Origin of the sequence: Streptomyces sp. NPDC059852 (genome assembly GCF_042731455.1) — a bacterium.
Lineage (GTDB): Bacteria > Actinomycetota > Actinomycetes > Streptomycetales > Streptomycetaceae > Streptomyces.
Genome location: NZ_JBHWJK010000013.1, coordinates 64,510 through 88,678, shown reverse-complemented (window position 1 = coordinate 88,678; position 24,169 = coordinate 64,510). Strand labels below are relative to the sequence as shown.

Genomic DNA, 24,169 nt, shown 5'->3' with positions numbered 1-24,169 from the left:
TCGGTGCCGTCAGCCGCTGCCGAAGCGGAAGCCGACCCCGCGCACGGTGACGATCCAGTCGCTGCCTCCGAGCTTGCCGCGCAGACTGCTGACATGGGTGTCCACGGTGCGCCGGGACCAGGAACCGCCCCAGACCTGCTGCATGATCCGCTTGCGCGAGATGACGGTCTCCGGGTGGGAGGCCAGCAGGTGCAGGAGGTCGAACTCCTTGCGGGTGAGTTCCACGACACGGCCGTGCAGGCTGACCTCGCGGGAGGCCGCGTCGATGCGTAACGGACCGCGCAGAACCACTTGTTCGGCCTGGATCTGCGGACGCGAGCGGCGCATCACCGCGTCCATGCGGGCCATCAGCTCCCGGAAGCCGTACGGCTTGACGAGGTAGTCGTCGGCGCCGGCCTGGAGGCCGAGGACACGGTCCAGTTCCGTCCCCCACCCGGTCACGGCGATGAGCGGGACGTCGCTGAGCGCGCGGATGGAACGGCACACCTCCAGACCGTCCACGTCCGGCAGTTCGAGGTCGAGCAGGACGATGTCCGCCCGTTGGTACGACTGGAGGGCCGCGTTCCCCGTGGCGACCCCTTCGACATGGTGACCGTGCCGCCGGAGGCCGGCGGCCAGCGCCTCCCGGTCGCCGGTGTTGTTCTCGACGACCAGGACCCGCCAATTGGTGGTCGGCTTGCGGATCTGGGACGGGACGGGCTGTCGGATCTCCGGCTGTCGGATCTCCAGAGTGCTGCTCGTGGCGCGTTGACTCACTGCTCTCCCCCTGAACACGTAGTTCCCGCTCGAGCACTTCGCTGGACGAGCCTAAAAACCTACCTCTCGGTTTGTCAAAAAAAGACTAGGTAAACTCACCGACCGTCACAATGGATGCGGCTTTCGCCGGAGTTGATGCCAAGTGAAGGATCAATTCCGCTGCACAGCGTCATCGCTTTCACGATCTTCACTTCGCTTCGCGAGTAATTTTCGACCGTGAACCAGGTGCGAACAGCCACTGACGGCGGACGCGGTATGTTCTTGACCGCGCTCCGGGGAGCCAGAGGTACGCAGGTAGGGCCCTGAAACGGTCGCGTCGGACGTGTTCCGCACCTCCGGACGCGGTGGTATACCGTCCAGAACGTTCTCGGCCGTCTGATTCCCTGCTTCCGCTTCGTCCTCGACCTGGTCCTGAGGTGGGAAAGTGTGCTCTTCTGGGCAGTACTGACGGAGTGTCGATAACGTTGAGGGTCGCCGATCACACCGACCCTCCCCTGGGGGTGGGCACTCGCGCCCGCTAAACAGACCTTCAAGTCCGTTTCGGGACGGGCGGGATGAGAGGAAGCACGCAGGTGGGACTACAACAGGAGAGGGCGATCCGCACGCGCCGGCTGATGCTCAAGTCGGCGGCCGAGGTCTTCGACCGCGAGGACTACGCCTCGGCCAGGCTCTCCGACATCAGCGCCCGGGCCAACATGAGCACCGGCGCGCTGCACTTCCACTTCGCGAACAAGGAGGAGCTGGCGCAGGCCGTCGTGAGCGAGGCGCGCGGCACCCTGTGGTGCGCCGCCCGCAGTGCCTACGAGCGCAACTCGGAGCCGCTCCAGGCGCTCACCGACGTCTCCCACACCCTGAGCCAGCTGCTGTCCTGGGACGTCGTGGCGCGGGCCGGACTACGGCTGGACAACGACCGGTCCCGGCGCGGGCGGGAGCAGTTCCTGCACGCCTGGCACGCCGCCGTGCAGCGTCTGCTCGACCGCGCGCGACAGGAGGGCAGCCTCGCGCAACAGGTCCACCTGAGGGCGGTGACCTGCGCCATCGTCGCCGCCACGACCGGGATAGGGGTGCTCATCAAGGGGGGTGAGGCGGAGCGGACACGGCTCGCCTTCACCGGGTTCTGGCAGGGCTTCCTGCCGGGGCTCGCCGAACCGGACCTGCTCGGCCGGCTGAACCCCGGCGGGACCGCCGAGGTGGTGGAGTACGCGGTGTCCGCGTCCCGCTATCTGCCCTTCTCCCCGGGCGAGACGCTGGGGGCGCAGAGCGCGGCGTCGGGCGTGTACTGACGCCGGCCGGACCCCGGCGGCGGGGCCGGTTCCGCGTTCCGGTACCGGGTCGCGTACCGGGGGAGGCCCTCGGTGAACGACGGGCCGGGGGAGCAGCCGAGCGCGTCCCAGACCGGCGCGTCGTCGAACCAGTGGTCCACCGCGAGCAGTTCGAGGTGGTGCAGGGCGACGGGATGGCCGCGCAGCCGGGCGCGCGCCTCCTCCAGCGGCAGGCCGGGCGCGGCCCCCGGAAGGAGACCGTACGTTTCGGCGACCGCGGTCAACAGGTCCTCACCCGGCACCGGCCGGGGATGGTTGACGAATCGGACACCGCCCCTGTGTTCCGGTGGGGCGAGCGCGGCCGAAAGCAGTGCCCTCCCCAGGGCGGCCGCGTCGACCGCCGACTGCCGGCCGAGCCGCCCCTCGGGCCGGGCGCCGAGCGCGCGCAGCAGGGTCAGCACGCCGGGCACCACCCAGCGGTCGCCCGCCCCGTACACGAGATGGGGCCGCAGGACCGTGCCGCCCGCCGCGAGCACATGGCCCTCGGCCGCCGCCCGGGTCCTGCTGGTGGCGGACACCGGCGCGAGGGGGACCTCGCCGGGCCGGACCGCGCGGAACGGTCCCCTGCCGTGCACCGCCGCGGTGCTCAGGTACACGAACCGCCGTACGCCGGCCCGCTGTGCCTCCTCGACCAGGGCGCGCGTGCCCAGGTCGTTGACGCGCCGCAGCTCCTCGGGGTCGCCGCCGACGCGGGACGCGCAGTGCACGACCGCGTCGACGCCGTCGCAGACGCCGGCGAGCGAGGCGGGTTCGGCGAGGTCGCCCCGTACGAAGGTGAGGGCCGGGCGGGGGCCGGGCGGCGGGCCGGTGCGGGCCAGCAGCCGCAGCCGTACGCCCCCCGCGGCGCCGGCCGCGGCGACCACGTGGCCGCCGACGAACCCACCGGACCCCGTCACCAGGACGTGCGGGCTCACCCGGCGTCCCGTACGGCGGTCCCCAGGGTCGCGGTGAAGACGGGCTCCTCCCCCTGGATTCCCGTGACCCGCACCACCGGTCCCTGTTCGGCGTCCGTCTCGTGGCCGGCCAGCAGCCAGCAGGGCTCGGCGAGTTCGCAGTACTTGTGGAAGGCGACCCGCATCGAGGCCGGGTGGAAGCCGTGCCCGGGGGTCAGCGCGGTGGCGGCCTGACGGGCGGCTTCCAGGAGGACCATGCCGGGGACGTGGTCGTTCGGGCGGGCGAAGAGCGTCGGGTGTGCGGTGTTCAGGCGCAGCCGCCAGCCGGGGCGGTGCTTGGACGGGGCGAGGACGACGTCGGCGGGGTCGGTGCGGCCGGTCTCGTGGGCGGGGACGGCGGGCAGCAGCGGCACCGCGCCGAGTGCCGCGCCCATGCCGGCGCCGCGCAGTCTGCGGTAGACGCGGGCGGAGGTGCAGTAGAGGACACCCATGCTGGTGGCGAGCACCCGGCCGAGCCGCTGGAAGCGCAGGTCGACCCGCATCCCGACCAGGCGCCCGGCGCGCAGCTGCACGTCGGAGCACTCGACGACCACGTCGATCGGCCCCGAGGCGGCGAGCACGGTGAACTCGTCGGTCAGCAGTCGGTAGCCGAGTTCCTGCATGACGAACTGGTCGCCGACCGGGACGCCGTACGCGGCGTGCGCCAGCATCATCGTGGCCTGCCGGGTGGTCTCGGCGACCAGCATCGGGTCCTGCCGTCCGCCGGGCAGCGGGGCGAAGAACCGGTGGGCGGCGGGCCAGTCGACGCTGACGAGGAAGCGGTGCTCGGTCAGGCGCAGCCAGTCGACGGGGAAGCGGTCGGCGGCGTCGGGGCGGTGGCACAGCTCTCCGGTGGCCCGACCGTCGGGAATCAGAACCGGGGAGTCGGTCTGGTATGCGAGGCGTACGAGGGGCTGTTCGGAGCGGTTCGCCGGGGCGTGTTCGCCGCCCGGACGGCCCGGACGGGCCGGTGAGGCCACCGAACCCGTGTCGGATCGTTCCTGCGCCGGGGTCAGATGCGGACGGGACCCGACGAACCTGTCGACTACGGATATAGCGGGATCAGCCATGGAGTGCCCCCTGAGTCGCTGCCTGCGGGGAATAGTTCCCCTCTCGACAAAAGACTGGCAGTCCGGTTCTCTTTGCGGGGGAACCTGACCAAGCTCTGACATAGAAACAGGCACGGGGGCATGGCACGACAAGCGCGAGCGATCCAGACCCGCACGTCGATCCTGCTGGCTGCGGCGGAGGTGTTCGACGAGCGTGGCTACAGCACGGCCACCATCACGGAGATCATCGCGCGGGCCGGCGTGACGAAGGGTGCGCTGTACTTCCACTTCTCGTCCAAGGAGGACCTGGCCCTCGGAGTCATAGCGGCGCAGCTGGAGCTGGGGCCGCTGCCCGCGCAGCGCACGAAGCTGCAGGAACTCACCGATCAGGGCCTGCTGTTCGCCCACCAGCTGCAGTACGACCCGCTCACCCGCGCCAGTGTCGGGCTGGCCATGGACCAGTGGAGCGAGAACGGGGAGGGCGGCAACCCCTTCCACGGCCGCCCGTTCCAGGAGTGGGCGGACCGGCTGACCGAACTGCTCGTGGAGGCCCGCGAGCGCGGGGAGTTGCTGCCGCACGTCGATCCGGCGGAGACGGCGGAGCTGCTGTCCGGGGCGTTCACCGGCATCCAGTGGACGTCGCAGGTGCTGTGCCAGCGGCGGGATCTGACGCGCCGGGTCATCGCCATGTTCCGCCATCTGCTGCCCAGCGTGGCGATGCCGCAGATCCTGCCCACGCTGGAGCTGAGCGAGGAACGGGCCGTCGCCCTCCTCGCCTCGCGCGACGCCGCGCTGGAGGCGGAGGAGGCCGAGGCCGACGGGGACAGCGCGGCCTGACGGGCGGCCCGCGCGGCTCCGCGGGCGCCCGTGTTCAGCCGGCCTCCTCCAGCCGGTAGCCGACGCCGCGCACCGTGGTGATCCAGCCCTCGCCCAGCTTGGCGCGCAGCGCGCTGACATGGGTGTCCACGGTGCGGGTGGAGATGGCCCACTCGTCCGCCCAGACACCCGCGATCAGGTTCCGGCGGGAGATCACGGTCTCCGGCGCCGAGGCGAGCAGCAGCAGGATGTCGAACTCCTTGCGAGTCAGCTCCAGCGGCCGCTGTCCCAGCCACGCCTCACGGGTGCCGGGGTCCAGCCGCAGCGCCCCGCAGGACACCCCGGCCGGGCCGCCGCCGGTGACGACGCGGCGGGTCACCGCGTCGATCCGGGCGGCGAGCTCCCGGAAGCCGTACGGCTTGACCAGGCAGTCATCGGCGCCGGAGCGCAGGCTGAGCACCCGGTCCAGCTCGGAGTCCCGGCCGGTGAAGGTGATCAGTGGCGTGCCGCCGCGCGCCCTGATCTCCGCGCACACCTGCAGACCGTCGAGGTCGGGCAGGTCCAGGTCGAGCAGGACGACCTCGGCCTGCTCCCATGCCTGGAGGCCCGCCCGGCCGGTGCGGGCCCGCCGGACCTGGTGCCCGTTGCGCACCAGGCGGCAGACCAGGGGTTCGGCGGACCCGTCGTCCGGGTCGATCACGAGTACGCGCATCTGGACTCCACCGGGGGTCCGTCAGGCACGGGCGGGTGGCCCCGCCCGGCCGGCACCCCCTGCCCTCACTCGCCCGCCGACCGGGTGTGCACCACGCGGTAGGTGTTGGAGTCCCGCCAGGTGGCCAGCGCGTCCACGGCGGCGTCGACCTTCTGCCGCTCCGCCGAGCGCTCGGCGGCCGGCTGCGCGAGGAAGGCGTCGTAGGCCTCCTTGCTGTCCCACTGCGCGTAGACGACGACCCACTTGCCCTCGATGTTGCGTCCGCGCAGTCCGCGCAGCACGGTGTGGCTGCGGTAGCCGGGGACCTTCTGGAGCCAGTCCTGGGACGCGCCGAGCGCCTCGACCAGGTCGTCCTGGTGCTTCTCGGTGACGCCGTACAGGTCGATGACCGTGTAGTCGTCGCGCTCCGGGGAGATCTCGGTCTCGTCGGCGCCGGGCTTCTGCTGGGTGAAGACCACCTCGTTCTGCAGCAGCCGGATGGCGGTGGTGATCTCGCCGAACAGCGGGAGCGTGCGGTGCTTGAACTCCTCGCCGGCGTACCGGGCCTCCAGGTCCTCGGTGGAGCGCCACTGGATGAAGTTGGCGGTGCCGAACTTGGTCTGCCCGCTGTGCACGGTGCTGGACCGCCAGCCCTCGTAGGCCGCGGAGTCGACGATTTCCCGCATCGCGGCGAGCAGGCTGTCCTGCTTCTCCGCGGAGTCGGTGGAGAACAGGTTGAGGACGGTCAGGTTCTTACCATCGGCGGCGATCTTCGGCATTCTCTCTTCTCTTCCGGTCGGTGATGAAAGAAGCAGAACTCGAATGGTGATCGGTGCTTCCGGACCAGCATGACAAGGCCGCAACCGCTGGTGAAGGGCGTTGTGTTCAGGTCTCCGCGCGGATTGTCAGGTCTTTTGCGGCAGCGTCAGATCTTCTACCTCTACGTCAGGTCTTCGACAAGTGCTCTTGGGCGGTCGCCGGCCCGCGCGCGATGCTCGGGTGATGAATTCCTCCACTGCGAAAGCCGAAATCGGCGGACTGCTCGACCGATATCTCATAGGTCTGGACGACGAAAAGCTCGACGACGACTGGGCGCGCGGGCTGTTCACCGACGACGCCCGTGTGGAGTTCCCGATGGCCCGGCACGAGGGCGTCGATGGTCTGGCCGACTGGCACCGGCGGGCGCTGGAGGCCTTCGCCCGCACCCAGCACCTCAACTCGCCGGCGGTCGTGGACCTCACCGGTGACGAGCGGGCGGTGCTGCGGGCCAACCTGGTCTCCACGCATGTGCACCACCCGGACACCCCCGGCGATCCGCTGTTCGTCTCCGGCACGCTCGTGCGCGGCGCGGCCCGGCGCACCGGTCAGGGCTGGCGGCTGACGGAGCTGTCGTTCCAGCTGGTGTGGTCGACGGGCAGCCCGCCCCGCCCGGCGGACGCCCGATGAGGGCCCTGGCGGCAGGCGTCCAGGAGGACCGGATCGCCGCCATGCTGCTGGGTATCGGGGTGATCCTGCTGGTCGGCGCCGGTCTGGGGGCGCTCGCCCGCAAGGTGGGCCAGCCCAAGGTGATCGGGGAGATCACGGCCGGCATCGTGCTCGGGCCGAGCCTGCTGGGCCTGTTCCCCGGCGACCTGACGAACCGTCTGTTCCCGACGGATGTACGGCCGTTGCTGTCGGCGGTGGCGCAGGTCGGCCTGGTGCTGTTCATGTTCGTGGTGGGCTGGGAGTTCGAACGGCGGCTGATCCGGCCGCACGCCCGGCTGGCGGCCGGCGTCTCGCTGTCGTCGATCGTGCTGGCCTTCGGGCTCGGGGTGGCCGCCGCCGCCGTGCTGTACCCGCACCACGACACGGTGACCGGGAAGCACATCTCGTTCCTGGCGTTCGCCACCTTCATGGGCACCGCGATGTCCGTCACCGCGTTCCCCGTGCTGGCCCGCATCCTGACCGAGAACAAGCTGATGGACACCCGGGTGGGCGCCCTGTCGCTGGCGAGCGCCGCGATCGACGACGTCCTCGCCTGGTGTCTGCTGGCGTACGTCTCGGCGCTGGTCAGCTCGGACGGCGACTACGCGGACCTGGCCCGGATCGGCGCGCTGAGCGTGGTGTACGTGGCCGTGATGCTCGTCGTCGTACGGCCGCTCGTCTCGCGGCTGGTGTGGCGGTGGGCTGCCATGGAGCGCTGGCCGGCGCTGCTCGCGGTGCTGTGCGCGGGCGTGTTCGCCTCGTCGTGGCTGACGTCCTGGATCGGCATCCACCAGATCTTCGGCGCGTTCCTCTTCGGCTTCGTGATGCCGCGCGAACCCCGGCGGGTGCTCGCGGCGCATCTGCGCCGGCCGCTGGACGACGTCAGCGTGATCCTGCTGCCGGTCTTCTTCATCGTCACCGGCCTCGGTGTCGACCTCGGCGCGCTGACGGCGGCCGACTGCCTGGCGCTGGCCCTGGTCGTCGCCGTGGCCTGCGCGGGCAAGCTGCTCGGCGCGATCGCCCCGGCCCGGCTGTCCGGCCTGTCCTGGCGCGAGGCGAAGGACCTGGGCGTGCTGATGAACACCCGGGGCCTGACCGAACTCATCATCCTCAACGCCGCGGTGAGCCTCGGCGTGCTCGACGGGCGGATGTTCACCATGCTGGTGATCATGGCCCTCGTGACGACGGCGATGGCGGCCCCGCTGCTGTCCCGGCGCGAGCACCTCACGGCCGGCGACCTCACCGTGGCACCCACACCCGTCGCGGACGCGACCGCGCCGCGCACCTGACGAGGGGGATCCCGTGATACCCGTCCAGCCGTTGTCCCCGCACGAGCGGCAGCCGCGACCACCGGTCGACGGCCGCGCGCTGCGCACGGTGTGCGGCAGTTTCGCCACCGGCGTCACCGTGATCACCACCGGCGGCCCGGAGGACGGCGCCGCGACCACGGTGAACTCCTTCACGTCCGTCTCGCTGGACCCGCCGCTGGTGCTGTTCTGCCTGCACCGGCAGTCCCGGCTGCGCCCGGTGCTCCAGCGCTCCCGGGGCTTCGTGGTGAACTTCCTGACGCACCGACAGGAAGGGCTCGCCTGGAAGTTCGCGGGCCGCGAGTCGGCGCGGCTGACGGAGGTCCCGCACCACCGCTCGGCCGGCGGACTGCCGGTCCTCACCGAGGCGCTCGCGTTCCTGGAGTGCCGTCTCGCCGAGGAGTACGACGGCGGGGACCACGCCATCGTGGTCGGTGAGGTCACCGCCCTCGGCACCTCCGAGGAGGAGGCCGATCCGCTGGTGTTCTACAAGGGCGCGATGCGTGTCCTGGACGCCGTGGCGCGGGGCTGAGCCGTCAGCGCGGCGCCCCGGCCGGCAGGTCGGCGTCGTCGAACTCCCGCCTGGCCCGCTCGACCTTGTGCAGGTTCTCCGCGGACCAGTCGGCGAGGTGGGCGAAGATCGGCGCCAGGCTGCGGCCCAGCTCGCTGATCTCGTACTCGACCCGGGGCGGCACCTCCGGGTGGTACGTGCGCACCACCAGGCCGTCGCGCTCCATCTGGCGCAGCCGCTGCGTGAGCACCTTCGGCGTGATGGTGCGGATGTTGCGCTGGAGCTCGACGAAGCGCTGCCGGCCGAACTCGTTCAGCGTCCACAGGATCGGTGTCGTCCAGCGGCTGAAGACGATGTCGACCACCGGGGAGACCGGGCACGCCAGCTCCGAGTCGACCCCTGCGGCGTGCTTCGCGGCGCCGCCCATCGTGCTTGTGCCGTCCATGCGGATCCTCCCGGGAAGCCACTTTCCTCTAGGTACCTACTTTACCCAGGATGCTAGCTTCCCGGAAGGCGGTGAGCTTCCCCGCTCCCGGCCCCGCGCCATGTCCTTTCCCTCCTTGTCCCGTCCCTACGGAACCCTTCCGTTCACCTCCCACTAGGAGCGACATGTCGACCCAAGAGTCGCTGCGCCTTCCCCACTCCACCGACGCGTCGGCCCCGCCGAAGCGTCCCGGACTCATCCTGGCGTTCCTCTGCCTGGCCGGGTTCATGACCTTCCTCGACGTGTCGATCGTCAACGTGGCCCTGCCGACGATCGAGGACGAACTGCACATCTCCCAGACGTCGTTGCAGTACATCGTCACCACGTACGGCATGCTGCTCGGCGGCTTCCTGCTGCTGACCGGCCGGCTCGCCGACGCCTTCGGCCGCCGCCGGATGCTCCAGACCGGCCTGATCCTGTTCGCCCTGGCCTCGCTGCTCGCCGGGTTCGGCCAGAGCGCGGCCATGCTGATCGTGGCGCGCGGCGCCCAGGGCCTCGGCGCCGCGTTCATCGCGACCGCCGCGCTGTCCCTGCTCGCGAACAACTTCGAGGAGGGCGCCGAGCGCAACAAGGCGCTGGGCGCGTGGGGCGCGCTGAGCGGCATCGCCGCCGTCGCCGGTGTCACCCTCGGCGGTCTGCTGACCGACGGCCCCGGCTGGCGCTGGATCTTCTTCATCAACGTGCCGATCGGCCTCGTCCTGGCCGTGCTCGCCCCCCGGGTCGTCGCCGAGAGCCGGGCCGCCGAGCGCAGCCGCTCCTTCGACGTCGCCGGCGCCGTCACCCTGACCGCCGGTCTGGTGCTGCTCATCTTCAGCCTGGGCCAGACCGTCGACGACTCCGACGTCCCCATGGCCCGCGTCTACGGCGGCTTCGCCCTCTCCGCGGTCCTGCTCATCGCGTTCCTGCTGATCGAGCGCCGCGCCCAGGCGCCGCTGATCCCGCTCGGCGTCTTCAAGCGCAAGTCGCTGCGCGCCTCCAACGTCGTCGCGATCCTGCTGCTGGGCACCTGCGTCACCCTGTTCTTCTTCGCCAGCCTGTTCATGCAGCAGGTCCTGAACTGGTCGGCGCTGCGCACCGGTCTGGCGTACGTCCCGCTCGCCGTGATCGTGGCGGTCGGCGCGGGCGTCGCCTCCCAGCTGGTGACGAAGGTCGCCGCCAAGCCGGTGCTGATGGTCGGCCTGACCCTGACCAGCGTGGGCATGTTCCTGCTGTGGCGGGCCCCGTCCGACGCCTCCTACGCGGTGGACCTGCTGCCCGCCTTCCTGATCTCCGGCCTCGGTCTCGGCCTGTCCTTCGTGCCGGTGCAGGTGGCCGCGTTCACCGGCACCGAGGAGGACGAGTCCGGCCTGTCGGCCGGTCTCATCAACACCGCGCAGGAGGTCGGCGGCGCCCTGGGCCTCGCCGTGGCCGCGACCTACGCCTTCCGCCAGGTCGAGGAGCTGACCAAGTGGGCGGACGGGGTGCCCGCGCGGGTGACCCAGGCGCGCACCGAGGTCTTCCACGACGCGTTCCTCGCCGGTGCCTGCTTCGCCGCGGCCGGCCTGGTCCTCACGCTGATCCTGCTGCCCCTCACCAAGGCCGCGGACCAGCCCGCCGCCCCCACCGCCTGAGATCGGACCGAGTATGCCGACGTCACCGCGTCTGTCCCCCGCGGCCGAGGACTTCCTCGCCGAGAACCAGCTGTGCACCTTCACCACGCTCCGCCCCGACGGCTCGCCCCATGTGACGCCCGTGCGCTTCACCTGGGACGGCGAGGCGGGACTGGCCCGGGTGATGACCGCGGTGACCCGGCGCAAGGCCCGCAACGTGCTGGCCGCGCCCGGCGGCCGGGTCTCCCTGTGCCAGACGGCCGGGCCCCGCTGGATCACCCTGGAGGGCACCGCCACCGTGCACGACGACCCGTCACGGGTCCAGGAGGGCGTCCGGCGGTACGCCAAGCGGTACTGGTCGCCGCCGCCGGAGCCGCCGGGCCTGGTCGTCATCGAGATCGACGTGGACCGGGTGCTGGGCCTGCTGTGAGCGGGGCGCACACCCGCCGAGGGCGCCGGGCGCGAAACCGCCGGCGCCCTCGGCGTATTTCCACCCCCTGACCCTGCTGTGGAATCTCTGACGAAACTTGTCAGAGACCTGTACTTACGGCCGTTCAGCTTCCCCGGCTCCCCCGGAATACTGGTGAAAAATCCACTGGGAGAGGAAACATGAACCGTTTTCATGCCGACGTGATCGTCGCCGGGGCCGGCCCGTCCGGACTCATGCTCGCCGGTGAACTCCGCCTGGCGGGGCACGAGGTGCTGGTCCTCGACCGGCTGACCGCACCGATGCAGCAGTCCCGTGCCCTCGGATTTTCCGCGCGCACCATCGAGGAGTTCGGTCAGCGCGGACTTCTCGATGAATTCGGTGAACTCGAGACGATACCCTTCGGCCATTTCGGCGGACTGCCCATCGACTACCAAATCGTCGAGGGCGGCAATTTCGGCGTCCGGGGGGTTCCGCAGTCGCGGACGGAGGCGATCCTGCACCGGTGGGCCACCGGCCTCGGCGCCGAGATCCGCCGCGGGCACGAGGTCGTCGGCATGACGCAGGACGACGACGGCGTCACCGTGGAGGTCGCGGGCCCCGACGGTGCCGAGACGCTGCGCGCCGCCTACCTCGTCGGCTGTGACGGCGCCCGCTCCACCGTGCGGCGCCTGGCCGGGATCGACTTCCCCGGCACCAGCGCCACCATCGAGATGCTGATGGCCGACGTCGCCACCAACGAGCTGCGCATCCGCCCGACCGGCGAGGTCGGCGAGGCCGGCATGGTCGTGGTGCTGCCGCTGGGTCCGGGGGCCACCCGCGTGGTCGTCTTCGAGCGCGGCGCCGGCGTCCGCCCGACGACGGAGGCACCGACCTTCCCCGAGGTCGCCGCCGCCTTCCAGCGCGTCACCGGTGAGGACATCACCGGGTACCGGCCGCTGTGGACCAGCTACTTCACCGACGCCAGCCGGCACGCCGCCGAGTACCGCAAGGGCCGCGTCTTCCTGGCCGGCGACGCCGCCCACATCCACCTGCCGATCGGCGCGCAGGGCATCAGCGCCGGCGTGGGCGACGTGGTGAACCTCGGCTGGAAGCTGGCCGCCGCACTGAAGGGCCACGCACCCGAGGGGCTGCTGGACACCTACCACTCCGAGCGCCACCCGGTCGGCGGCCGGATCGTCGCCAACACGCTGGTGCAGCGCTCCCTCTACCTCGGCGGCCCCGAGATGCAGCCGCTGCGCGAGCTGTTCGGCGAGCTGGTCGGCATCGAGGCGGTCCGCAAGCACCTGGTCGGCCTGGTCACGGGCCTGGACATCACCTACGACATGGGCGAGGGCGGGCACCCGCTGCTCGGCCGCCGGCTGCCCGACCAGGACCTGCTGGTCGGCGACGAGAAGACCAGCACGTACGCGCTGCTCACGCGCGGCCGCCCGCTGCTGCTGAACCTGCGCGGCGGCGAGGCCCTGACGCAGGCCGCCGCCGGCTGGGCCGACCGCGTGGACGTCGTCGCCGCCTCCCGGCCCGACCCGGAGGCCCCCGCCGCCGACCTGCTGGTGCGCCCCGACGGCTACATCGCCTGGGTCGGGACGGACGGCACCGCCGACGGTCTGGCCACCGCCCTGCAGCGCTGGTTCGGCGCCCCCGCCGCCGGCTGAGCCCCCACCGCCAGAAGAGGAGTCCCGAGTTGACCGGCAAGGCCGAGACGCAGAAGACGCCACCGCAGCCCGGCGCGTGGACCGAGTGCGACGTCATCATCCTGGGCGCCGGGATCGGCGGTTCGATCACCGGCGCGATCCTGGCCCGTCAGGGCGCGAAGGTGGTGCTCGTCGACGCCGGCCAGCACCCGCGGTTCGCGGTCGGCGAGTCGCAGAACCCGCAGCTCGTGGAGTGGCTGCACATCCTCGCCGTGCGCTACGACGTCCCCGAGCTGAAGCACCTGCTCGACATCAAGGCCGTCACCAAGCACATCGGCGCCCACCACGGCAGGAAGCAGAGCTTCGGTTTCGTGCGGCACGTCCCCGACCGGGAGCCCGACCCGCGCGAGGCGACGATGTTCGTCATCCCGAAGATGCTGACCGAGGCGTCGCACATGTTCCGCCAGGACACCGACACCTACTACTTCAACGTCGCCGCCAAGTACGGCTGCACGCTGCGCCAGAACTGGCGCGCCACCGACCTGGACTTCGACGACGAGGGCGTCACGGTCACCGGCCAGAACGGCGAGGTCTTCCGTGCGAAGTACCTCATCGACGCCAGCGGCTTCCGCTCCCCGCTCGCCCAGAAGTTCGACCTGCGCGACAAGCCGACACGGATCCGGCACCACGCGCGCTCCATGTTCACGCACTACGTCGGCATCAAGCCCTACGACGACGTGTGCGGCTACCCCGACGCGCTGCGCCCGCCCGCCGAGTCCCCCTTCCACGGCGGCACCCTGCACCACCTGATCGAGCGCGGCTGGTTCTGGATCATCCCGTTCGACAACTACAAGGACTCCCGCAACCCGATGTGCAGCGTCGGGCTGACCTTCGACGAGCGGCTGTACCCGCAGCCCAAGGACAAGACGCCGGACGAGGAGTTCCAGCACTACCTCGACATGTACCCGGCGGTGAAGCGCCAGTTCGAGGGCGCGCGCCGGGTGCGCGAGTGGATCTCCACGCCGGACCGCATCCAGTACTCCTCGAAGCAGACCGTGGGCGACCGCTGGTGCCTGATGTCGCACGCCGCCGGCTTCGTGGACCCGCTGTACTCGCGGGGCCTGTCCAACACCTTCGAGGTGGTGGACGCCCTGTGCTACCGCGTCCTGGAGGCGCTGCGCGACGGCGACTTCTCCGCCGAGCGCTTCGAGTACGTGGAGCGCCTGGAGCAGGGCCTGCTGACGTACAACGACATGATCGTCGACAGCTCGTACATCGCGTTCTCCCACTTCCGGCTCTGGAACGCGGTCTTCCGGGTCTGGGCCTGCTTCACCACACCCGCCACGATGCGCCAGATCCAGGCCCGCCAGGAGTTCGAACTGGACGGTGACGACCGGCACTTCCGCAACATGGAGAAGGCGCCCTACCCGGGCCTGTGGTGGCCGGACAGCCACGCCTTCAAGCATCTGCTCGACGTCACCCACGAGACCTGCCTGAAGTACGAGGCCGGTGAGATCGACGGCGACAAGGCGGCCGACATCGTCTTCCAGGCCATCAACGACTGCGAGTCGGTCAACACGCCGTTCGGCTGGAAGGACGGCGAGGACCACCGCTTCTACCGGGCCACCACCCCCACGATGATCAAGTTCATGTGGTGGGCCAGCACCAACGGCCCCAAGGAGATGCGCGACCTGGGCCGCGCCATGCTCAAGGGCGTCGCGAAGTCCGCCCTGCGCGGCAAGAAGGTCTCCTGACCTCCTCCCCCCACTCCCCCACCCCCGATCCGGTCCGCACAGGGCGTGGTGCCACCCCCAAGCGCTCGGCCCTGTGCGGGCCGCTCCCCGACCGTCCGTCACCCGTATCGACTCTGGGACACCGTGTGATCAGTCGTAGAACCCTGCTCGGTGCCGGCTCCGCAGCCGCCGGTCTCGCTCTCGTACCCGCCGTTCCGGTGGCCGCCGAAGGCGCGGGCGTGCCGTACGCCCGGCTCGCGAGCCGCCTCTCGGGCCGGCTCGTGCTGCCCTCCGACCCCTACTACACCGTCGCCCGGCAGCTGGAGCTCGGGCAGTTCGACGCGGTGAACCCGCAGGCCGTCGCCTACTGCCGCAGCGCGGCGGACGTCTCGGTGTGTGTGCGCTTCGCCCAGGACCACGGTGTGCGCACCGCGGTCCGCAGCGGCGGCCACAACTACGGCGGCTGGTCCACGACACCGGGCCTGATCATCGACGTGTCCCAGCTCGACGCCGTGACGGTGAACAGCGCCTCGTCGGTGGACATCGGCCCGGGCGCGAAGAACGTCACGATCCTGGGCGCACTGGCCCCGCACCACCTGGTGGTCAGCGAGGGCGGCTGCCCGACCGTGTGCGCGGGCGGCTTCCTGCAGGGCGGCGGCTTCGGCTTCCTGACCCGGCCGACCGGCATGGCCTGCGACGCGGTGACCGCCGCGCAGGTGGTGCTGGCCGACGGGCGCGTGGTGACCGCCTCCGCGAAGCAGAACCCGGACCTGTTCTGGGCGATCCGCGGGGGCGGCGGCGGCAACTTCGGCGTCGTCACCCGGTTCACGGTGACCCCGCACACCGGCGACCAGATGGCGATCAGCAACCTGATCTTCCCGTACGACCGGATGGCCGACGTCCTCGACGGGGTGGCCCGCTGGCTGGTGGACGCCCCGCACACGATCGGCGGCGGCGCCTACGTGGTGCAGCCCGACGCGGCGCCGGGCTCGGTGCCGCAGGCCAACGTCTTCCTCGCCTCGCGCGGCACCCCGGCCGAACTCGACGCCGAAGCCGCCCGGTTGCTCGCCCTGACCGGTGCGCCGGTGCAGCGCCAGGACGGCGTGATGACGTACCAGCAGCTCATGATGATGATCTTCGGCTGCGCCACCCTCACCGAGGACCAGTGCCAGCGTTCCGAGAAGACGCCCTCCGGCACGCTGTCCCGGCCGGCCTACGGCCTGGAGCGCACGCGCCTGGGCAGCCGGCCGTACGCGGCGAGCGGCTGGGCGGACGTGATGACGGCGTTCGACGCGGACCGCCGGGCGGGCCAGGCGCGCTACCTGGACTTCCACTTCTTCGGCGGCGCCGCCAACGAGCCGTCCCGCACGGCGACGGCGTACGTGCACCGCGACTCGCTCTTCTCGGTCAACTACCGGGTGCTGATCAACGATCCGGCCCAGGTGACCGACGAGGCCAAGGCGGTCGCGAACACCTGGGTGGACCGGGGGTTCGCGACGATCGACCCGCTGTCCAACGGCGAGAGCTACCAGAACTGGATGGACCCCTCGCTCACGGACTGGAAGCAGTCGTACTACGCGGAGAACTACCCGCGGCTGGCCCGGATCAAGAAGACGTACGACCCGAACCGGTTCTTCCGCTTCCCTCAGTCCATAGGCGCCTGAGCGCCGGCCGTCCGCCCCGCGGGTGCCCTCCCCTCCGGGCACCCGCGGGGACCGGGCGGGGTCAGGGCCTGCGGCCGTACCAGCCGACCAGGCGGTCGATGGCGGGGGCGTCCTCCGGGACGTCCACGACGGGGCCGAACGGCACCTGGCCGCCGCGCGGTTCCCGGGGCACCGCCCGGTGCATCGCGGCCAGCGGCGCGGCCAGCACGGCGTCGTCCCAGGCGGGCTTCTGGCCGGTGGCCTTGGCCAGGTCCCAGGTGTGCAGCACGAACTCATTGGTGTAGATGACCGCGGCGGCGGCGCCGGGGACGGGCCCCCAGGGCAGCCCGATCTCCCGGCCCAGGACCGCCGGATCCGACCAGACCGACCGCAGTTCCTTCGTCCCGGCGGCCCAGGCCTCGGCCCAGGCGCCGTCGGCGACGTCCTCGGCGAAGTGCGGGACGGAGAAGAACGAACCGCCGGCGCCGATCACGGCGACACGGCGGAGCACGGAGACGAGGTGAAGGGACAGTTGGCGCACCGAGTAGTCCGGACAGGGCGTGGTGCCCTCGTAGTCCTCGGGCCGCACGGACGCGAGCACGTCACCGGCCAGGTCGACGGCCTTGAACAGGCCGTCGCGGGGGTCGGCGGGCGGGGTGGCGGAGGTGTTCTCGGGATGGGTCATGCCGTCGAGTCTTCCGGCGAAATGGGCCACCCTCCGGCCTATTTACCCGAAGGGGTGAGCGGCGATGCGCGCTGACCGGCTGGTGGCGGCCCTGCTGTTCCTCCAGGCGCGCGGCCGGGTCACGGCGGCGGAGCTGGCGGCCGAACTGGAGGTCTCCGAGCGGACCGCGCGCCGCGACCTGGAGGCGCTGACCGCGTCGGGTGTCCCCGTCTACGCCCAGCGCGGGCGGGGCGGCGGGTGGCAGCTGGTCGGCGGGGCGCGCACGGACCTGACCGGGCTGACCTCGCCCGAGGTGCGGGCCCTGTTCCTGGCGGCCGGGGCGGCGGGCGCCTCCCCGGAACTGCGGTCGGCGCTGCGCAAGCTGCTGCGCGCGGTGCCGGAGCCGCTGCGGCCGCACGCGGAGGCGGCGTCCCGGGCCCGGATCGTCGACGAGCTGGACTGGTCGGGCGCCGCCGTGACGGCGGCCGACCCGCATCTGGCGGAGCTGGAACGGGCCGTCCTCGACGGGGTGCGGGTCCGGCTGGGGTACGCCCGCCCCGGCGAGGAGCCGGCCGAGCGGGCGGTGGACCCGCTCGGCCTCGTCCACAAGGCGGGCCACTGGTATCTCGTGGCCGGCACGACGGACGGGCTGCGGTCCTTCCGGATGGGCCGGGTGACCTCGGTGGAGCGGACCGGTGAGCCGGTGCTGCGGCCCGCCGGTTTCGACCTGGCGGCGGCCTGGCGTTCACTGGCCGGCCGGCTGGAGGACCGGCTGCTCGCGGCGGCCGTCACGGCCCACGCCGACCAGGACGCGCTGCCCGTGCTGCAGCGGCTGTTCGGCGGGCGGCTGCGGATCGGGCGGCTGCTCGGCGACGGCCGCCGGGAGATCGAGGCGGCCGGACCCTCCCTGGAGGTGCTGGCGGCGCAGCTGGCGGGGCTGGCCGACCGGGTGGAGGTGGTGGGCCCGCCCGCGGCCCGCGCCCAGCTGGCCCGGCTGGGCCGCGCGCTGCGGGTCCGCTACGAGGAACTGGAGGACGCGGCGACTCCCTAGTCACTTTCCTCTAGGTACCTACTATACCGAGGATGCTACTGTCGAAGACATCGCACCACATCGCACCACTTGGTCCCAACTCACCCTTGTCCACTCGCATTTGGGAGTTCTCATGATCGTTGTCACCGGAGCCTCCGGGAACGTCGGCCGTCCCCTCGTCGAGGCGCTCACCGCCGCGGGCGAGAAGGTCACGGCCGTCTCCCGCAATCCCCTCTCCCACGACCTGCCGGAGGGAGCGCGGCATGTCCGCGCCGACCTCGCCGATCCCTCGACGCTCGGCCCCGCCCTGGAGGGCGCCGAGGCCCTGTTCCTGCTGCTCGCCGGTGATCTGCTGGGCGGCGGCGCGCCCGCCACCGAGGTGCTGGCCGCGGCCCGCGAGGCGGGGGTGCGGCGCGTGGTGCTGCTGTCCTCGCAGATCAACGCCACCCGCCCGGACGCCCTCTCGCACGGCCGGCTGCGCGAGTTCGAGGAGGCCGTGCGCGGCTCCGGCCTGGACTGGACGATCCTGCGGCCGGGCGGTTTCGCCTCGAACGCCTACGCCTGGATCGAGAGCGTCCGCACCCAGCGCGCGGTGATCGCCCCGTTCGCCGACGTGGCCCTGCCCGTCGTGGACCCGGCGGACATCTCCGCCGTGGCGGCCGTGGTGCTGCGCGAGGACGGCCACGCCGGGCAGACGTACGAGCTGACCGGTCCGGCCGCCGTCACCCCGCGCGAGCAGGCCGCCGCGCTCGCCGAGGCCCTCGGCGAGGAGGTCGGCTTCGTCGAGCTGACCCGCGCGCAGGCACGCGAGCACATGGCGCGGTTCATGCCGGAGCCCGTCATCGACGGCACCCTGGACATCCTCGGGGAGCCGCTCCCCGCCGAGCAGCGCGTCAGCCCCGACGTCGAGCGCCTCCTCGGCCGTCCCGCCGGCTCCTTCGCGGGCTGGGCGAAGCGCAACGCGCCCGCCTTCGCCTGACCCCGTCCCCTGAGGACCGCGCCGGCGACCTCCCCCGTCGCCGGCGCCCCGGACAGCCGCGGCCCCCTTGCCACCGGTCGCGGCACCGGCACCGCCCCGGACCCGGAAATCCCCCGTACGGGTCCGGGGCGGGCCATCACCCGCCGAGCCCCCAGGCCCGGCCCATCCGGTACGCGGCACACAGGTCCACATCGAGCAGATACGCCCCGGCCGTCCCGCACTGCTCGATGCCGCTGCCGGGGTCGACGGGCTGCCCGTGGCCCATCCCCGTGAGGCTGTACGTCTCCACGACCGCGCGCCCGGAGGCGTCCCGGAACACCTGGTGCGGGAACCCGGCGACCGTGTCGCTGACGTCGGCGGTCTGGTCGGTGCCGTGCGCGTCGGTCCACTGCCGGGTCAGGTCGGTCATGTTGGCCGGCTTCACCGTGTAGTCGGCCGTGCCCTGGAAGGCGACGAGCGTCGGCCAGGGCCCGGTGTACCCGGGCCGCGCGGCCCGCACCCGGTCGCCCCACTGCCGGGCGGTCTGGGTGGCGCCGACGTACATGCAGACGTACGGCGACCCGGCGGCCTGCGCGCACCCGTACGGCAGCCCGGCCGCGATCCCGCCGGACGCGAACTTCTCCGGGTAGGCCGCCATCATCACGGCGGTCATGCCGCCCCCGGCGGACAGCCCGGTGACCTGGACCCGGGAGGCGTCACCGGAGGTGTCGGCGAGCTGGCGGTCCACCATCTGCGCGATCGACGCGGCCTCGCCCTGGCCGCGCGCGATGTCGCCGGCCTGGAACCAGTTGAAGCAGGACGAGAGGTTGTTGGCGCTCTGCTGCTGCGGCAGCACGACGGAGAACTTCCAGCGGTCGGCGAGCTGGAGCCAGCCGCTGCCGGTGCCGTACCCGGCGGCGTTCTGGGTGCACCCGTGCAGCGCGACGACCGCCGGCCGGCCGGCGGGCAACCCGTCGGGGACGTACCGGAACATGCGCAGGGCACCGGGGTTGGACCCGAACCCGGTCACCTCCTGGAGCGAGGCGGCGGCGGCCCGGCCGGGGGCGAGGAGGACGGAGGTCAGGGCGACCAGCAGGGTCACCAGGACGGCGAGTCGAGGACGTGCGGCTCTGGTCGGTGTCATGCGGAGGGACCGTAGAAGCACGGACGGGACGCCGATATGGGGCCGGACACCACAACGGGCGCCCGCCGCATGGTGGTTCAGCCGCGCCGGGTCCACCGGAACCGGCGGGCCACCGCCCGCGGATCCCGCACGGCCCGCACCAGCCCGGTCGCGAGCAACCCGAGGCTGACGACGAGGCAGACCCAGAACACGGCCTGGGTGACCGGCGCGAGGTCGAGGGTCCGGCCGTCCGGGAAGCGGCAGTACGCCCGCGGCGGGAAGACCTCGGAGACGCCCGTCCCGCCGTGATGCAGGGAACAGGGATCCTCTCCGGGGTCCTTGAGAGTGTCGTCGGCGGTGACGACCAGCAGCCAGGCCAGCGCGGCCCCCGGCACCGTCCCGAACACCGCGAGCTTCACCCACAGCGGCAGCCGGGGGTGCTCCAGCAGCCCGTTCAGCGCGACCAGGACCACCAGGAACACCGCGCCGACGGCGACCGCGACGGCCCGCCGACCGAACACCTCGTCCAGCAGCCACATCACCGCCACCACCGGGGGCGCGGTGAGCACGGCCACCTGGATGCCGGGCGGCACCCGCGACCGGCCGAGCAGATACAGCGCGGCCGCCCCGGCGAGGAGGACGAGGAACAGACTCACGGGCGGGCGCCGGCCTCCGGGTCCCGGTACGTCTCGTCCCGCTGCCACGGGCCGACCCCGAGCCGGCCCGTCGTCCCGAGGTCGAGTTCGGGGACGACCGTCACCGGGTCGGCCCCGGGCCTGGCCCACACGCGGGCGTAGGGCGCGTTCACCGGCGTGCCGGCCTGGGTGGTGTTGCGCCAGGCCAGTGTGGTCCTGGCGGCCTCCCCCGGACGCAGCGTCAGAGCCTGCGGGGCCTCCTGGCCGCCGATCCCGGTGCCGATCTCCTGGGTGCCCCGCAGGATCCGGACGTCCTTCACGGTGTCGTGGTCCTCGTCCTGGATCTCCAGCTCCGGATAGCCGTCGAGCGCGTACGGCGCGGTCCCGCAGTTGACCAGGTGCAGACCGACGACCCGCAGCCCCATGGCCGCGTCCCCCCGGTCGGCGTACACGTGCACGCCCGACTCCGGGCAAGGCCCGGCCGCCGACGACGCCTCGGCGACGGGAACGCTGCGCACCCTGAGCACCTTCACGCCTGTCACCTCTGCATCGCCCGGGTTCGTGCCGGTCATCGCGGCGGCGCCCCTGCCGGTCCGGCCGGGCCCGACCGCCTCGACGACATGCTCCGCGGTGCCGGCCGCGCCGCCGGACGCCGAGCTGAACGTGAGGGTCACCGTGTAAGTGGCCGGGGCGGAGGTCTTGTTGACGACCTCGAACTCCGCGCTGTAGTCGACGCCCGTGCACCCGCTCTCCGGACCCCATGCGTACAGCTTCGTGACCCGCACGCCGTTCTCCTCCGTCACGGGAGACGGCAGGGGCAGCGAGGTGGGGGTGCCGGAGGGGGTCGCCGTCGGCCGGTCCGCCGGGGGCGTGGCGCCGTACTGGGTGTAGTCGGAGGGGCACAGGGCCCGGGCGCGGACCCGCCCGTCACCGCCGTCCGCGCCCGATGTGGCGTCGTGCGAGCCGCACGCCGTCAGCAGCAGGAGGCCGGCCAGGACAGGGGGTACCGCGCGCGGGAGTCTGGGCATCCGCCCACCCCACCAGGGGAGCGCTCCCAGAGCTGTGACGCACCCCACACCCGCCGTCACAGCAGTGTCACAAACGACCAAGGCCCCGCCGCTCGGAAGCGACGGGGCCTGTGCCGACATGGGTGAGAGGGCCGGAGCCTTCTCGATCGTGGAGATGGCGGGAATCGAACCCGCGTCCAACGGTGCAGAATCAGGGCTTCTCCGTGTGCAGTTCGCTGCGATTTTCTCGGCCCCGGCGATCACGCGAACAAGTCGCCGACGGGCCCAGTCACTGTTTGATTTCCCTTTTCACCCCGTGACCGGGATCAAGGTTTAGTTCCCTAGCTGATGCCAGGATCCGGGTCGGGAACAGCCCCGGGCTGACACTTCGCGAGTCGCTACTTAGGCAGCGAGGGCGAAGGAATCGCGCTTGGTGTTGGCGATTATTTTTTGCGACATATGGTTTACGAGATCATTGCCGCTTCCTCGACACGCTTCCCCTGCTTCGACAGCCGCTGTCGAAACCGATCATCCCCATGTGGTGTTTTCAAGAGCCGCACCCTCTGTGAGGTGCGATGCCATCGTACGTGACCAACGCCGGACGATGCCAGTGCATTCCCGTCCGTCAGTGGCCCCGCTGCCGGCGCCGGGCCGCCGCGATCGCGCGGTCCGACTCCCGCCGGTCCTGCTTCTCCCGCAGGGTCTGCCGCTTGTCGTACTCCTTCTTGCCGCGCGCGAGCGCGATCTCGGCCTTGGCGCGCCCGTCCCTGAAGTACAGGGCGAGGGGCACGATGGTGTGACCCGTCTCCTGGGACTTCGCCTCCAGCTTGTCGATCTCCTCCCGGTGCAGGAGCAGCTTGCGCTTGCGGCGCGCGGAGTGGTTGGTCCAGCTGCCCTGGTGGTACTCCGGGATGTGGGCGTTGTGCAGCCACGCCTCGCCCCCGTCGATCTGGACGAAGCCGTCGGTCAGGGACGTCCGGCCCTCGCGCAGCGACTTGACCTCGGTGCCCATGAGGACCAGACCGGCCTCGTAGGTGTCGATGATCGCGTAGTCGTGCCGGGCCTTCTTGTTCTGGGCGACGATCTTCTTGTTGCCGCCCTTCTCGCCGTCCCTGGCCTTCGCGGCGGACCCGCCCTGCTTGGGCTGGGACTCCTTCGGTACGTACATTCCCTTGCTCATAGTGCCGTCCATTTTCGCACTACGGACGGGGTGCGCGGGAAGCCGTTTTACGAGTCGCCGAGGCCGCTGAGGACCGTCTCGGCCCGTTGCAGGACCTTCTGGTCCGCCGGCAGGTCGGGGGCGATGCCCCGCCCGTCCACGGTCCGCCCGGACGGGGTGCGGTAGTGGCCGACGGTCAGCTCGGCGACGGAGCCGTCGGGCAGCCGGCTCGGCATCTGCACGGAACCCTTGCCGAAGGTGCGGCTGCCCACGACGACGGCCCGGCCGCGGTCCTGGAGGGCGCCGGTGAGCAGTTCGGCGGCGCTCATCGTGCCGCCGTCGACCAGCGCGACGAGGGGCCGGCCGGTGTCGCCGCCCGGCTCGGCGTGCAGGGCACGCTGGGCGCCGTCGACGTCGTAGGTGGCGACGAGCCCCCCGTCGAGGAAGGCGGAGGCGGCGGTGACGGCCTCGGTGACCAGGCCGCCGGAGTTGCCGCGCAGGTCGAGGACGACACCGGCGGTGGAGGGCGCCCGGCGCAGGGCGGCGCGCACGGCGTCCCCGCTGCCCTTGGTGAAGGACGCGATCCGGATGACGGTGACGCCGCCGGCGCCCTTGCGCACGGTGACCGGGTCGGTGGACAGCTTCGCCCGGCGCAGGGTGAGCTCCCAATCGCGCCCGCCGCGCTCCAGGCCCACGACGACGGACGTGCCGGCGGCCGCGTCGTCGGCGTCGCCCCTCAGCAAGGCGACGATCTCGCTGACGGGGCGGCCGTCGACCGGTGCGCCGTCGACGCTGCGCAGCCGGTCCCCGACCTCGATGCCGGCCTCCGCGGCGGGCGAGCCGGCGCGCACCTTCGTCACCTCGACGGCACCGTCGCGCCGGCGCCCGGCCCACAGCCCGACCCCGGTGTACCGGCCGTCGAGGGCCTCCTGGAACTCCTCGTACTCGCCGCGGGAGTAGATGGCGCCCCAGCGGTCGCCGCTGCGGCTGACCGCCCGTTCGGCGGCCTCCACGGGGGATGTGCCGGCGGCCATGGCGTCGGCCGCGGCCGCGGCGACGTCCTCGTGCCGGGGTCCGGGGGCCGCCGAACGGGCGGTGCCGGACGGGGACTTCCGCTCGGGTCCGGGCAGGGAGCCGGTCGCCGCACCGGCGACGAGCACGCTCGCGAACACCAATGTCAGGGCGGCCCCGCGGCCGAAGCGGCGGGGCTGACAGAACAGGTCACGGCCTGACAT

24 protein-coding genes and 1 other RNA gene are annotated in these 24,169 nt (G+C 72.0%); 12 read left to right on the top strand and 13 right to left on the bottom strand.

Going from position 1 to position 24,169, the window contains the following annotated elements; translation table 11 throughout:
• Positions 1 to 9 precede the first annotated feature (9 nt).
• Entirely contained in the window at positions 10 to 756 is a 747-nt protein-coding gene (locus ACFV46_RS18655; protein ID WP_376729769.1) for a response regulator transcription factor, read from the bottom strand.
• Positions 757 to 1,328: 572 nt separating this feature from the next.
• Between ACFV46_RS18655 and ACFV46_RS18650 the strand changes: the two genes are divergently transcribed.
• On the top strand, positions 1,329 to 2,039 hold the full coding sequence (locus ACFV46_RS18650) for a ScbR family autoregulator-binding transcription factor (protein WP_361924419.1): 711 nt from the start codon (positions 1,329 to 1,331) through the stop codon (positions 2,037 to 2,039).
• Here ACFV46_RS18650 and ACFV46_RS18645 read toward each other — a convergent pair.
• Both ACFV46_RS18645 and ACFV46_RS18640 read right to left on the bottom strand, forming a co-directional pair.
• On the bottom strand, positions 1,976 to 2,992 hold the full coding sequence (locus ACFV46_RS18645; protein ID WP_385498901.1) for an NAD-dependent epimerase/dehydratase family protein: 1,017 nt from the start codon (positions 2,990 to 2,992) through the stop codon (positions 1,976 to 1,978). The genes ACFV46_RS18650 and ACFV46_RS18645 overlap by 64 nt on opposite strands.
• A complete protein-coding gene (locus ACFV46_RS18640; RefSeq protein ID WP_385498900.1) occupies positions 2,989 to 4,080 on the bottom strand; it encodes a ScbA/BarX family gamma-butyrolactone biosynthesis protein in 1,092 nt (363 codons plus the stop codon). The genes ACFV46_RS18645 and ACFV46_RS18640 overlap by 4 nt, the downstream gene beginning before the upstream one ends.
• Positions 4,081 to 4,200: 120 nt before the next feature.
• On the opposite strand from ACFV46_RS18640, the gene ACFV46_RS18635 reads away from it, so the two are divergent.
• Positions 4,201 to 4,896 carry a ScbR family autoregulator-binding transcription factor gene (locus ACFV46_RS18635; protein WP_361924413.1) on the top strand — a complete coding sequence of 232 codons (696 nt, stop codon included), beginning with the start codon at positions 4,201 to 4,203 and terminating at the stop codon, positions 4,894 to 4,896.
• A 34-nt stretch (positions 4,897 to 4,930) separates the two neighbouring features.
• On the opposite strand, the gene ACFV46_RS18630 is transcribed toward ACFV46_RS18635, so the two are convergent.
• A complete protein-coding gene (locus ACFV46_RS18630) occupies positions 4,931 to 5,587 on the bottom strand; it encodes a response regulator transcription factor (RefSeq protein ID WP_361924412.1) in 657 nt (218 codons plus the stop codon).
• Between the two features lie 65 nt (positions 5,588 to 5,652).
• A complete protein-coding gene (locus ACFV46_RS18625) occupies positions 5,653 to 6,345 on the bottom strand; it encodes an antibiotic biosynthesis monooxygenase family protein (protein ID WP_361924411.1) in 693 nt (230 codons plus the stop codon).
• A 223-nt stretch (positions 6,346 to 6,568) separates the two neighbouring features.
• On the opposite strand from ACFV46_RS18625, the gene ACFV46_RS18620 reads away from it, so the two are divergent.
• Genes ACFV46_RS18620 through ACFV46_RS18610 form a run of 3 tightly spaced genes read left to right on the top strand, consistent with a single transcriptional unit; the run spans position 6,569 to position 8,869 of the window.
• Complete coding sequence (locus ACFV46_RS18620; RefSeq protein ID WP_385498899.1) at positions 6,569 to 7,012, top strand: nuclear transport factor 2 family protein; 444 nt, start codon at positions 6,569 to 6,571, stop codon at positions 7,010 to 7,012.
• Positions 7,009 to 8,319 (top strand): cation:proton antiporter, encoded by a 1,311-nt coding sequence (locus ACFV46_RS18615; protein WP_385498898.1) that lies wholly within the window; start codon positions 7,009 to 7,011, stop codon positions 8,317 to 8,319. The genes ACFV46_RS18620 and ACFV46_RS18615 overlap by 4 nt, the downstream gene beginning before the upstream one ends.
• Before the next feature lie 13 nt (positions 8,320 to 8,332).
• Positions 8,333 to 8,869 (top strand): flavin reductase family protein, encoded by a 537-nt coding sequence (locus tag ACFV46_RS18610; RefSeq protein WP_385498897.1) that lies wholly within the window; start codon positions 8,333 to 8,335, stop codon positions 8,867 to 8,869.
• A 4-nt stretch (positions 8,870 to 8,873) separates the two neighbouring features.
• On the opposite strand, the gene ACFV46_RS18605 is transcribed toward ACFV46_RS18610, so the two are convergent.
• On the bottom strand, positions 8,874 to 9,293 hold the full coding sequence (locus tag ACFV46_RS18605; protein WP_376729764.1) for a winged helix-turn-helix transcriptional regulator: 420 nt from the start codon (positions 9,291 to 9,293) through the stop codon (positions 8,874 to 8,876).
• Positions 9,294 to 9,457: 164 nt separating this feature from the next.
• Here ACFV46_RS18605 and ACFV46_RS18600 point away from each other — a divergent pair, with 164 nt between their 5' ends.
• From ACFV46_RS18600 to ACFV46_RS18580, 5 genes are all read left to right on the top strand, one after another.
• A complete protein-coding gene (locus ACFV46_RS18600) occupies positions 9,458 to 10,942 on the top strand; it encodes an MFS transporter (RefSeq protein WP_361924403.1) in 1,485 nt (494 codons plus the stop codon).
• A 13-nt stretch (positions 10,943 to 10,955) separates the two neighbouring features.
• A complete protein-coding gene (locus tag ACFV46_RS18595) occupies positions 10,956 to 11,351 on the top strand; it encodes a PPOX class F420-dependent oxidoreductase (RefSeq protein WP_361924401.1) in 396 nt (131 codons plus the stop codon).
• A 179-nt stretch (positions 11,352 to 11,530) separates the two neighbouring features.
• A complete protein-coding gene (locus tag ACFV46_RS18590; protein WP_385498896.1) occupies positions 11,531 to 13,003 on the top strand; it encodes an FAD-dependent monooxygenase in 1,473 nt (490 codons plus the stop codon).
• 29 nt (positions 13,004 to 13,032) lie between these two features.
• Positions 13,033 to 14,736 carry a tryptophan 7-halogenase gene (locus ACFV46_RS18585; protein WP_361924397.1) on the top strand — a complete coding sequence of 568 codons (1,704 nt, stop codon included), beginning with the start codon at positions 13,033 to 13,035 and terminating at the stop codon, positions 14,734 to 14,736.
• Between the two features lie 125 nt (positions 14,737 to 14,861).
• On the top strand, positions 14,862 to 16,379 hold the full coding sequence (locus ACFV46_RS18580) for an FAD-binding protein (protein ID WP_361924395.1): 1,518 nt from the start codon (positions 14,862 to 14,864) through the stop codon (positions 16,377 to 16,379).
• A gap of 61 nt (positions 16,380 to 16,440) precedes the next feature.
• On the opposite strand, the gene ACFV46_RS18575 is transcribed toward ACFV46_RS18580, so the two are convergent.
• A complete protein-coding gene (locus ACFV46_RS18575) occupies positions 16,441 to 17,043 on the bottom strand; it encodes a TIGR03086 family metal-binding protein (RefSeq protein WP_361924393.1) in 603 nt (200 codons plus the stop codon).
• Between the two features lie 64 nt (positions 17,044 to 17,107).
• Here ACFV46_RS18575 and ACFV46_RS18570 point away from each other — a divergent pair, with 64 nt between their 5' ends.
• Both ACFV46_RS18570 and ACFV46_RS18565 read left to right on the top strand, forming a co-directional pair.
• Positions 17,108 to 18,073 (top strand): helix-turn-helix transcriptional regulator, encoded by a 966-nt coding sequence (locus tag ACFV46_RS18570; protein ID WP_385498895.1) that lies wholly within the window; start codon positions 17,108 to 17,110, stop codon positions 18,071 to 18,073.
• Positions 18,074 to 18,185: 112 nt separating this feature from the next.
• Entirely contained in the window at positions 18,186 to 19,031 is an 846-nt protein-coding gene (locus ACFV46_RS18565) for an NAD(P)H-binding protein (RefSeq protein WP_361924389.1), read from the top strand.
• Positions 19,032 to 19,167: 136 nt separating this feature from the next.
• Here ACFV46_RS18565 and ACFV46_RS18560 read toward each other — a convergent pair whose 3' ends face one another.
• The 6 genes from ACFV46_RS18560 to ACFV46_RS18535 all read right to left on the bottom strand — a co-directional run bounded on the left by ACFV46_RS18560 (position 19,168) and on the right by ACFV46_RS18535 (position 24,169).
• A complete protein-coding gene (locus ACFV46_RS18560; protein WP_385498894.1) occupies positions 19,168 to 20,154 on the bottom strand; it encodes an alpha/beta hydrolase family esterase in 987 nt (328 codons plus the stop codon).
• A gap of 77 nt (positions 20,155 to 20,231) precedes the next feature.
• Positions 20,232 to 20,789 carry a hypothetical protein gene (locus ACFV46_RS18555; protein WP_376729761.1) on the bottom strand — a complete coding sequence of 186 codons (558 nt, stop codon included), beginning with the start codon at positions 20,787 to 20,789 and terminating at the stop codon, positions 20,232 to 20,234.
• A complete protein-coding gene (locus ACFV46_RS18550) occupies positions 20,786 to 21,796 on the bottom strand; it encodes a DUF4232 domain-containing protein (protein WP_385498893.1) in 1,011 nt (336 codons plus the stop codon). Before ACFV46_RS18550 ends, ACFV46_RS18555 begins: the two co-directional genes overlap by 4 nt.
• A 146-nt stretch (positions 21,797 to 21,942) precedes the next feature.
• Positions 21,943 to 22,311: a transfer-messenger RNA gene (gene ssrA, locus ACFV46_RS18545) on the bottom strand.
• 89 nt (positions 22,312 to 22,400) lie between these two features.
• Complete coding sequence (smpB, locus tag ACFV46_RS18540) at positions 22,401 to 22,943, bottom strand: SsrA-binding protein SmpB (RefSeq protein ID WP_361924870.1); 543 nt, start codon at positions 22,941 to 22,943, stop codon at positions 22,401 to 22,403.
• A 59-nt stretch (positions 22,944 to 23,002) separates the two neighbouring features.
• Positions 23,003 to 24,169, bottom strand: a complete 1,167-nt coding sequence (locus ACFV46_RS18535) for a S41 family peptidase (RefSeq protein WP_361924381.1) — start codon at positions 24,167 to 24,169, stop codon at positions 23,003 to 23,005.

Bases quoted from the DNA above. Each gene is read 5' to 3' on its own strand.
- ACFV46_RS18635 (WP_361924413.1), top strand. From the start codon at position 4,201: ATGGCACGACAAGCGCGAGCGATCCAGACCCGCACGTCGATCCTGCTG.
- ACFV46_RS18615 (WP_385498898.1), top strand. From the start codon at position 7,009: ATGAGGGCCCTGGCGGCAGGCGTCCAGGAGGACCGGATCGCCGCCATG.
- ACFV46_RS18590 (WP_385498896.1), top strand. From the start codon at position 11,531: ATGAACCGTTTTCATGCCGACGTGATCGTCGCCGGGGCCGGCCCGTCC.
- ACFV46_RS18630 (WP_361924412.1), bottom strand. From the start codon at position 5,587: ATGCGCGTACTCGTGATCGACCCGGACGACGGGTCCGCCGAACCCCTG.
- ACFV46_RS18550 (WP_385498893.1), bottom strand. From the start codon at position 21,796: ATGCCCAGACTCCCGCGCGCGGTACCCCCTGTCCTGGCCGGCCTCCTG.
- smpB (WP_361924870.1), bottom strand. From the start codon at position 22,943: ATGTACGTACCGAAGGAGTCCCAGCCCAAGCAGGGCGGGTCCGCCGCG.
- ACFV46_RS18560 (WP_385498894.1), bottom strand. From the start codon at position 20,154: ATGACACCGACCAGAGCCGCACGTCCTCGACTCGCCGTCCTGGTGACC.
- ACFV46_RS18600 (WP_361924403.1), top strand. From the start codon at position 9,458: ATGTCGACCCAAGAGTCGCTGCGCCTTCCCCACTCCACCGACGCGTCG.
- ACFV46_RS18575 (WP_361924393.1), bottom strand. From the start codon at position 17,043: ATGACCCATCCCGAGAACACCTCCGCCACCCCGCCCGCCGACCCCCGC.
- ACFV46_RS18640 (WP_385498900.1), bottom strand. From the start codon at position 4,080: ATGGCTGATCCCGCTATATCCGTAGTCGACAGGTTCGTCGGGTCCCGT.
- ACFV46_RS18625 (WP_361924411.1), bottom strand. From the start codon at position 6,345: ATGCCGAAGATCGCCGCCGATGGTAAGAACCTGACCGTCCTCAACCTG.
- ACFV46_RS18565 (WP_361924389.1), top strand. From the start codon at position 18,186: ATGATCGTTGTCACCGGAGCCTCCGGGAACGTCGGCCGTCCCCTCGTC.
- ACFV46_RS18595 (WP_361924401.1), top strand. From the start codon at position 10,956: ATGCCGACGTCACCGCGTCTGTCCCCCGCGGCCGAGGACTTCCTCGCC.
- ACFV46_RS18535 (WP_361924381.1), bottom strand. From the start codon at position 24,169: ATGTCAGGCCGTGACCTGTTCTGTCAGCCCCGCCGCTTCGGCCGCGGG.
- ACFV46_RS18570 (WP_385498895.1), top strand. From the start codon at position 17,108: ATGCGCGCTGACCGGCTGGTGGCGGCCCTGCTGTTCCTCCAGGCGCGC.
- ACFV46_RS18605 (WP_376729764.1), bottom strand. From the start codon at position 9,293: ATGGACGGCACAAGCACGATGGGCGGCGCCGCGAAGCACGCCGCAGGG.
- ACFV46_RS18620 (WP_385498899.1), top strand. From the start codon at position 6,569: ATGAATTCCTCCACTGCGAAAGCCGAAATCGGCGGACTGCTCGACCGA.